The organism is Nocardia sp. NPDC060220, assembly GCF_042727815.1.
Lineage (GTDB): Bacteria > Actinomycetota > Actinomycetes > Mycobacteriales > Mycobacteriaceae > Nocardia.
Genome location: NZ_JBHWZY010000241.1, coordinates 1 through 8,536, shown reverse-complemented (window position 1 = coordinate 8,536; position 8,536 = coordinate 1). Strand labels below are relative to the sequence as shown.

At 69.5% G+C, this 8,536-nt stretch carries 8 protein-coding genes; 5 read left to right on the top strand and 3 right to left on the bottom strand.

Annotation, left to right across the window (positions count from 1 at the left end):
* The coding region (locus ACFWF3_RS14935) for a LysE family translocator (protein WP_379314108.1) at window positions 1-312 on the bottom strand (312 nt) is incomplete at its 3' end.
* Between the two features lie 325 nt (window positions 313-637).
* Here ACFWF3_RS14935 and ACFWF3_RS14930 point away from each other — a divergent pair.
* From ACFWF3_RS14930 to ACFWF3_RS14920, 3 genes are all read left to right on the top strand, one after another.
* A complete protein-coding gene (locus ACFWF3_RS14930; RefSeq protein ID WP_378990517.1) occupies window positions 638-2,305 on the top strand; it encodes a DNA repair helicase XPB in 1,668 nt (555 codons plus the stop codon).
* Window positions 2,306-2,404: 99 nt separating this feature from the next.
* Window positions 2,405-3,070: a DUF3239 domain-containing protein gene (locus ACFWF3_RS14925; protein ID WP_379314107.1), complete on the top strand. Its 666-nt coding sequence runs from the start codon at window positions 2,405-2,407 to the stop codon at window positions 3,068-3,070.
* A gap of 60 nt (window positions 3,071-3,130) precedes the next feature.
* Window positions 3,131-4,522: a M1 family metallopeptidase gene (locus ACFWF3_RS14920; RefSeq protein WP_379314106.1), complete on the top strand. Its 1,392-nt coding sequence runs from the start codon at window positions 3,131-3,133 to the stop codon at window positions 4,520-4,522.
* Here ACFWF3_RS14920 and ACFWF3_RS14915 read toward each other — a convergent pair.
* Complete coding sequence (locus ACFWF3_RS14915; protein WP_379314105.1) at window positions 4,519-5,367, bottom strand: hypothetical protein; 849 nt, start codon at window positions 5,365-5,367, stop codon at window positions 4,519-4,521. The two genes, ACFWF3_RS14920 and ACFWF3_RS14915, sit on opposite strands and share 4 nt — an antisense overlap.
* A gap of 98 nt (window positions 5,368-5,465) precedes the next feature.
* On the opposite strand from ACFWF3_RS14915, the gene ACFWF3_RS14910 reads away from it, so the two are divergent.
* Window positions 5,466-5,978 carry a hypothetical protein gene (locus ACFWF3_RS14910; RefSeq protein ID WP_378990514.1) on the top strand — a complete coding sequence of 171 codons (513 nt, stop codon included), beginning with the start codon at window positions 5,466-5,468 and terminating at the stop codon, window positions 5,976-5,978.
* Here the strand turns inward: ACFWF3_RS14910 and ACFWF3_RS14905 are convergent.
* Window positions 5,975-8,266: a helicase-associated domain-containing protein gene (locus ACFWF3_RS14905; RefSeq protein ID WP_379314104.1), complete on the bottom strand. Its 2,292-nt coding sequence runs from the start codon at window positions 8,264-8,266 to the stop codon at window positions 5,975-5,977. The two genes, ACFWF3_RS14910 and ACFWF3_RS14905, sit on opposite strands and share 4 nt — an antisense overlap.
* A 39-nt stretch (window positions 8,267-8,305) precedes the next feature.
* On the opposite strand from ACFWF3_RS14905, the gene ACFWF3_RS14900 reads away from it, so the two are divergent.
* On the top strand, window positions 8,306-8,497 hold the full coding sequence (locus ACFWF3_RS14900; RefSeq protein ID WP_056818634.1) for a hypothetical protein: 192 nt from the start codon (window positions 8,306-8,308) through the stop codon (window positions 8,495-8,497).
* The last annotated feature ends 39 nt before the right edge of the window (window positions 8,498-8,536 follow it).

Genomic DNA, 8,536 nt, shown 5'->3' with positions numbered 1-8,536 from the left:
GTCGGCGGGCGCGAACACCGACACCCCACCCGGCCGGATCGCCTGCCAGGCCAGCCACAGCAGATACGCCGCTCCCGCCAGCTTCACCGCCAGATACAACCCGGGAACAACAGCGAACACCGCCGTGATCCCCGCCGCGGCCGCCATCAGGTACACGCCGAAGCCCGCCGCGACCCCCATCAGCGAGATCATCCCCGCCCGGCGACCCTGCGCGACGGTGCGCGAGACCAGATACATCATGTTCGGTCCCGGCGTCAGCACCATGCCGAGCGCCGCCGCCGCGACCCCGAGAACCGCCGTTGTCTGAAGCATGCACAGAGTTTGCCCCGGTCAGCGATGCTGTGTCGCGGTCCAGTCGGCACCTGCTGGACCCGTCTCACCGCTCGCGCGCAATCGCCGTACCGACCATGTCGGACCGGGTCCGTACAATCGAACGAGCCGCCCATCAGGGCACGGCACACCAACTCAGAGCATCAAGGCCGAACGCAACCCCGCACAGGGCGAGTCTTACGAGCCCGTTCGGGGCCGTCCCCTCGATCAGCGCTCGAAGCGCATGCGCCGCAGGCGCGAGTCTCGAGTGCTGAATCGAGGGGTTACAGGCGCCCCGAACCCGCGGCCCCGGCCGCAAAGGAGTCCAGTGACCGACGGTCCGCTGATCGTGCAAAGTGACAAGACTCTGCTGCTCGAGGTCGACCACGAGCTGGCAGGTAACGCCCGGCAGGCCATCGCGCCGTTCGCGGAGCTGGAACGCGCCCCCGAGCATGTGCACACCTACCGGATCACGCCGCTGGCGCTCTGGAACGCCCGCGCGGCGGGCCACGATGCCGAGCAGGTCGTCGACGCGCTGGTGAACTTCTCGCGGTACGCCGTGCCGCAGCCGCTGCTGGTCGACATCGTCGACACGATGGGCCGCTACGGCCGGTTGCAGCTGGTCAAACATCCCGCGCACGGGTTGTGCCTGGTCAGCCTGGATCGCGCGGTGCTCGCGGAAGTGCTGCGGCACAAGAAGATCGCACCCATGCTCGGCGCCCGCATCGACGACGACACCGTGATCGTGCACCCGTCCGAGCGCGGCCACATCAAGCAGATGCTGTTGAAGATCGGCTGGCCCGCGGAGGACCTGGCCGGTTATGTGGACGGCGAGGCGCACGACATCGGCCTCGACTACACCGAGGGCAAGTGGCACCTGCGCGACTACCAGGAGATGGCCGCCGATTCGTTCTGGGCGGGCGGTTCCGGCGTGGTCGTGCTGCCGTGCGGCGCGGGCAAGACGATGGTCGGCGCGGCCGCGATGGCCAAAGCCAAGGCGACGACGCTGATCCTGGTCACCAATACCGTGGCGGGCAGGCAGTGGCGGCGCGAGCTGCTGGCGCGGACCACGCTCACCGAGGAGGAGATCGGCGAATACTCCGGCGAGCGCAAGGAGATCCGTCCGGTCACCATCGCCACCTACCAGGTCATCACGCGCAAGTCGAAAGGCGAGTACAAGCACCTCGAGCTGTTCGACAGCCGCGACTGGGGCCTGGTGATCTACGACGAGGTGCACCTGCTGCCCGCGCCGGTCTTCCGGATGACCGCCGACCTCCAGTCGCGCCGCAGGCTCGGTCTCACCGCCACGCTCGTGCGTGAGGACGGTCGCGAGGGCGATGTGTTCTCGCTGATCGGCCCGAAGCGCTACGACGCGCCGTGGAAGGACATCGAGGCGCAGGGCTGGATCGCACCGGCCGACTGCGTCGAGGTGCGGGTGACGCTCACCGACGCGGAGCGGATGGCCTACGCCACCGCCGAGCCCGAGGAACGCTACAAGCTGTGTTCCACCGCGCGCACCAAGATCCCGGTGGTCGAGTCCATCCTGGCCCGTCACCAGGGTGCGCCGACCCTGGTGATCGGCGCCTACCTGGATCAGCTCGACGAGCTGGGCGTCGACCTGAACGCCCCGGTCATCACCGGCGCCACCAAGAACAGGGAACGCGAGGCGCTGTTCGACGCCTTCCGCTCCGGTGAGATCCCCGTGCTGGTGGTGAGCAAGGTCGCCAACTTCTCCATCGATCTGCCGGAAGCCTCGGTGGCGGTGCAGGTTTCGGGCACCTTCGGTTCCCGGCAGGAAGAGGCCCAGCGCCTCGGCCGGCTGTTGCGGCCGAAACAGGATGGGGGACAGGCGCATTTCTATTCGGTGGTCGCGCGCGACACGCTCGACGCCGAATACGCCGCGCACCGGCAGCGCTTCCTGGCCGAGCAGGGCTATGCCTACCGCATCGTCGACGCCGACGACCTGCTCGGCCCGCCGATCGGGGACGGCGTGTAGCACTGTTCGCCAGGTCAAAGGGGGGTAGCGTGCGGTGTGTGATCCCCTCGGCAGATAAGTGGAGGCAATTCCTCCGCAACTTGTGCTAGGAAGGAAGGCGTGCGCCGCTTCGAATTCGTGGTCGACCGTGAACACGCTCATGCGGTGAACGAGACGTTCACCGGATTACGCAGGTTGCGCCTGGTGGCCCTGCTGGTCGCCGGTCTCGCCGTCGCGGCCACGGTGGCGCTGGTGTGGAGCGGACAGGCGTGGGGATTTCTGCTCGCGGTGGTGTGCGTGCTCATCGCGGGCATCGCGCTGTGGGTGGCGTTGTGGACGCCGCATCGCTCCAGCATCGAAAAGCTCTACCACGACGGTGTGCTCGTCCCCGCTGTCGTCAGCGATGCCGAACCGGGCGCCATCGTGTTGCTCGCCCTGGTCGATATCGCCGAACCCGCTGCGCCGGAGCGCAGTTGGGCCCTGATCGCCCGCAAGGTGCGCACGCTGCCCGGACACGCGCCGCGGCCGGGTGAACGGGTGCCCGCCGTCGCGGTGCGCACCGACCGTGCTCCGCGTCAGGTCGGCGAACGCTGGCAGCTGGTCACCGCCATGCCGATCGCCTGGGGCACGCGCGACGACGCGGTGATCGAGCGGGCGTGCGACGCCATCAACGAGGTCGAATGGCGGCTGCTCACACAGAACCTGGCGCTGGCATCGCGGGTGAAACGCACCGCGACCAAGCGCCTGCTGCTCGACCCACAGCACCTGCCCTCCGACCTGGGCTAGCCGCGCACCTGCGACGATGGTTCGGTTCGTGCGATCCGGTCGACGAAAGGTGTCCGCGACATGCGCTGGTCGGCCGGGTTGTGCGTGGTGTTCGCGCTGGTGGCGCTGGGAGTTCCGCCGGTAGCGGCGGATTCAGCCCTGATCGGGGCTCCGGGACTGGGTGATCCGTACTATCCGCTCGACGGGAACGGCGGCTACGACGTCACCCACTACGACGTGTCGATCGACTACGAACCCGGTGCCCACCATCTGCGCGGCACGGCCCGCATCGACGGCCGCGTCACCCAGCCGCTGGCACAGTTCAACCTCGACTACAGCGGACCCGAGGTGCTGATGGTGACCGTCAACGGTCAGCCCGCGGGGTTCGCGCACGACGGTGAGCACGAGCTCGTGGACACGCCACTGCTACCGCTGCCGCCGGGGCTGCCGATGCGGGTCATCGTCGACTACGCCGGCGCGGCCGCCGACACCGAGGGCGAAGGCTGGACGCACGCGCCCAACGGTGGTGCGTTCGCCGTCGGCGAGCCGCACAGCGCGAGCACCTGGTACCCGCTCAACGACACCCCCTTGGACAAGGCGACCTTCACGCTGCACGCCACGGTGCCCGCCGACTGGGAGGTCATGTCGATCGGCGACCGCACCGAGCACGTGGTGCGCGACGGTCGGTTGCACACCACGTGGGAGACACGACAGCCCACGATCGGCTACCTGACCACGGTCGCGGTGGACCATTTCAGCTTCCTCGAACAGCGGCGCGCGAACGGCACCGCGGTGCTGAGCGCGTTCGCGCCGGAATCCGACGGCAATCGCGAAGACGAGCAGCGGCTGCCCGAAATCCTCGACTTCCTCGAAAGTCTCTACGGTCCTTACCCGTTCGATGTGGCCGGGGGGATCTATGTGGATACCGAGCTGCCGTTCTCGCTGGAGACCCAGACCCGGCCGACCTACGCGCCGTGGACCGATCTGAACACCGTGGTGCACGAGCTGGCCCATCAGTGGTGGGGCGACACCATGTCGGTGCGGCACTGGTCCGACATCTGTCTCAACGAATGCTTCGCCAGCTACACCGCCGACTACCTGTGGCCGGAGCGGATCGACCATGCCGATGTGGACACCGAGTATCGCGAGACCATCGCGCAACACCTCGACGATCCCAAGTTCTGGAAGATCGCGCTGGCCGCGCCGGGCGCGGGCGACGAATTCACGTCCGTCTACTATCGCGGGCCGCTGTTCCTGCACGCCCTTCGCAAGTTGCTCGGTGAGGACGTGTTCTTTGCCGCGATCAAGGATTTCGTGAACGCGCATCGCGACGGACACGCCTCGATGCCGGAGTTCCGGGAGTTCCTGCAGAGCCGGACCTCGATGCCGCTGGGCGAGTTCCTGGCCGAATGGCTGGACGGGACGAGACCGCCGCGCGACGCGTTCCTCTACCCGGGCACCCTGCACCCCTAGTCGTCGGTGAGCCGAGCGCGGGCGCGCTCGACCCAGCGCTGCATGCGATCGAATTGACTACGCGCGGCAGTGAATTCGCCGCGCGCTCGATGTTCGGCGGTGTGGGCGAAGTGGCGTTGCTGCTCCGCGTGCTCGAGTTCGGCGCGGAGTTCGGCGATGCGGGTTTCGATCTCGTCGAGGTCGGACTTCGCCTGCGTGGCAGCGGCTTCGGCCTCCTCGCGATCGGTGCGGGCGGCCGCCAGGCTCGATTCGGCGTCGTCGAGTTCCTGCTGGGCCTGCGCGCGACGCTCGGCTTCGGTGTCCTTCGGAGCCGAGCGGGGTTTGCTCGCGCGCTTGGGGGTGGCCTTGCCGCCGGTGATCGCGACCAGACCGGCCGGGCCGAAGCCGTCATAGGTGACCGTGGTGGGCAGCACTCCGGCGCGAACCAGATCGGCGACATCGGGGTCGGCCAGCGCCGCGGTGAGGGTCTGACCGACCTCGCGCAGCACCTGCTCACTCGCCGGGCGATCGTGCTCGGCGGCCAGTTCGGCGGCGCGCTTGGTCATCGCGTTCACGACCTGTTGACGCTGGGTACCCAGGGCACGCAGCTTGTCGCCGGAGAGCTGACGCTGGGCCGACCGCAGGGCGTCGCCCAGATCGAGCAGGGCGGCGATCTCCTGCGGTGCGTGCCGGGCCAGCAGGTTGACCGTCCAGGCCGCGACCGTGGGTTTGCGCAGGGCGGTGATGGCCTCGGCCAGGTCGCGGTCGCCGTCGGCGCGGGCCTGGGCTGCGCGTTCGGCGCGGGTCGACACGAAGTCGCCGGGGTCGAGGGTGTACAGCTCGCCTGCGACGTCGTCGAGGGTCATCTTTGTGATGGTAGACAGGTTGCGCCACGGGGGAGCGCGGGCGCGGGGCACTTGGGTATCGTCACCGGCGGTTGTGTTCACCCTGAACCGTTCGGTGAGTGAGGTTTTCAGTGATTTTCCCGGAGAAGCGGCTGTTGGCGCGGATCGTGCTCGGGCCGGTGGCCGCGATGGCCCTGGTCGGAGCGGTGGTTTCGTGCTCCTCCGATGATTCGTCGTCGGCCGGTGCTGTCGCGGTGGGGTCGTGCGTGGAGGTCAGTGACAACGCTGCCGACGCGATGAAGGCGACGGTCGGTGACTGCTCGTCGGCGAAGTCGAACTACCGGATCGTGAAGGTCGGGGCGGACTGCGCTGCCGACAACGCCGCGTTCAACGGCACGGTCGGGGACGCGAAGAGCACGCTGTGCCTGGCGCCGAATTTCGCCGAGGGCAGCTGCTACGCGGAGGCGGGGAAGCGGCCCGCGGAGTCGGTCGACTGTACGGCGGCCGAGGCTTCGTTCAAGGTGGTCAAGCGGATCGACGGGCAGACCGACGAACTGCTGTGTGGCGCGGACGCCACGCAGTTCCGGACGGTTCCCGACCCGAAGACGACCTTCTGCCTGGCCAAGCCTTAATCGAGCAGGGCCACCGACGCGATGCGGTGGAGGGTGAAATGGCGGGTCGCCCCGCTCACCGGGTCCACCGCGTCCAGTTGGCCGTTGCCTACCCGCAGCGGCTCGACCACCCGCTGGGTGGCCACGCCCTGGGCGTCCACGTAGCCGATGTTCACCGGTCGGCCGACCCTCGCCGCCAGCTGGAGCAGCGCGAGGGTGGCCGCGGTGCCGGTGCGGGTGCCGTCGGTGCGCACCGAGCGACCGGTGCGGGCGCCCGCGGCGCGTTCGCCCGCGCGGAGTTCGGTGACCAGCTGGGCGAGCTGGTCGTCGTTCGGCGGGGTCGGGCGGTAAGGCCTGCGGGCCAGCGGGCGGACCGAAATCCGCGCGCCGCGGGGACGCAGGTCGACGATGGTGCCGCCGGAATCCTCGCCCGCCGGGGCGAAGCCCGCCTTGCGGAGCTGGTCGAGCATCTCGGCCAGGGGCGCCAGGGCAATCGCCACGGTGGGGGCGATAGCGCGCAGCGCCAGGGTTTCGGCCACGGGCGCGGCGAGGACCTGGGCCAGCAGCGCCGGGTCGTCGCTGCGCAGGAACGACTGGGCCATGCCCACCCTGAGTTGGCCGTGGCGACGCGCGACGTCGTCGATGAGATAGGTCAGCGACTGCGGCACGGGAGTGCGGGAGTGGGTGGCGAACAACGCGTGCAGTTCGGCGGCGGTGAGGCCGGCGTCGAGCGCGCGGCGGACCGTGGCGTCGCTGACCCGGTACACGGTTGCGGCGCCCGCTGATTCGACATCGGCGACCAGGGCGATCTTGGCGCGTAGTTCCGGTACCAGCGGACCGGGGGCGATCACCGTGAGGTCGGCCTGGACCAGGACGTGGTCGACCGGTTTCGGCAGCGCCGCGGCCATTTCCGATTCGGCGTCGGCGACAGAACCGTGCAGCAGGGCCCGGCCCGCCGAGTCGAGGGCGCCACGGCCGAGCAGGCCGACGACTGCCGCCTCGGCGAGGGTCGCGGTGACGGCATCGAGGCGGAAATGCCTGCGCCGGCGTGGCATTCGCCAAGCCAGCAGTTTGCCGATGTCGGCGGGAGTCACCGCGGTACCGGTCGGATACTCGGCGAGCAGGCCGAGGATCGCCGCACGATCGCGCACCGCATGGGGCACGCGCAGCTCCGCGGACAGGGCCGCGATCGGCTTGTCGGCGGCGTCGCGCAGGCCGATCATCCACGGCATCCGATCCAGCTCCAGCCACGCCTGCGCGAGTGTCACCCAGCGGGTCGCGGGCGGGGCGTCGAGCCACGAATCCGCGGCGGGCGTCGGGGCCCAGAAGTCGTCGGTGGAGTCGAGGTCGGGGGTCGGTTCGGGCAGGCCCTTCTCGACGAGTTTCGCGGCGGCCAGCAATTCGAGCAGCAGGCCGGTGCGTTGTTCGTCGATGCCGGTCTGCTTGGCCAGCCTGCGCAGTTCGCGCACGCCGAGTCCGCCCGCGCGCAGGGCGGGGGCGGGCAGCGCGCCGAGCGCGTCGATCAGGTCGCCCGCGTCGCGCAGCAGTTCGCCGACCTCACCCGCGCCGACGGCGTTCACCTCGGTGGCGGCGTTCTTGACGAGCGTGGGTTTGGGTGGGGCGGGCGCGTGCGGGTCGGTGACGGGTTCGCCGCGCAGAATCTGGCCCACGGTGACGGGCAACTCCACGGTCTCGTCGTCGATCCGGTGCAGCAGCCGGGCGGCGAGCAGGCGCGGCACGGGCCGGTCGGGATCGGTGCCGGGTGCGGCATCCCTGGTGCGACCCCGGGGGCCGGTGGTGGCGAGTTTGTCCAGCAGCGCGCGTTCGGGCGGGCTCGCCGTAGCCAGCGCGGCCGTTACCTCGGGCTCGGTGAGCGCGTCGGGGAGCGCTGTCGTCGCGCCCAGCGGCCAGGGCAGGGCTTCGGCGGCGCTGGGTGTGAGGTCGAGGTCGTCGCCGATCTGCCACACGAGGGCGCGGTCGAGCAGGCGGGTCAGCGCGGCGGTGAGCGCGGTCTTGGTGACGCGATCCTTGAGCTGCGCGTGCAGGGTGGTGCGAGTCAGCGGCGTGAGTTCGGCGCCGATCGTGCGGGCGTCCTCATTGGCCGTCAGCGCCTCGATGATCGCGAACTCGTGGGTGTCCAGATCGTCGGCGGCACGCAACACCGATGCGCGCTGCTGAGCGCGCACGGCGAGCACCGACATCGACGCGGGCAGTGGTACCGCCAGGTCGGGCCGCAACTGCAGCAATTTCACCAGCTGGGCATCGGTGCGCGCACCGAGCCAATCGGCGAGAGAGTCTGTCGCGATCACCGATCGAGCCTACGTGGTTGGGTATGCCAGAATGAGCCGGTGGTGAACAAATCGAAGAAACCCTACGTCGACAACGGCTGGCCCGAGGTGGCCGACGGCGAGCACGCCGTGACCGAACTGTCGTCGACCCGCGCCGGTAATCTCTCGCCTTTCGGTGAGGACACCGAGTTTCCCGTCCCGGCCGCGACGCTGCCGTACGTACACCCCCAGACCACCATCAACCGGGTGTAATTCGGACGAGAAAGACAAGAGCCCGCATCCTCGAGGATG

Bases quoted from the DNA above. Each gene is read 5' to 3' on its own strand.
- ACFWF3_RS14915 (WP_379314105.1), bottom strand. From the start codon at position 5,367: ATGACCCTCGACGACGTCGCAGGCGAGCTGTACACCCTCGACCCCGGC.
- ACFWF3_RS14920 (WP_379314106.1), top strand. From the start codon at position 3,131: ATGCGCTGGTCGGCCGGGTTGTGCGTGGTGTTCGCGCTGGTGGCGCTG.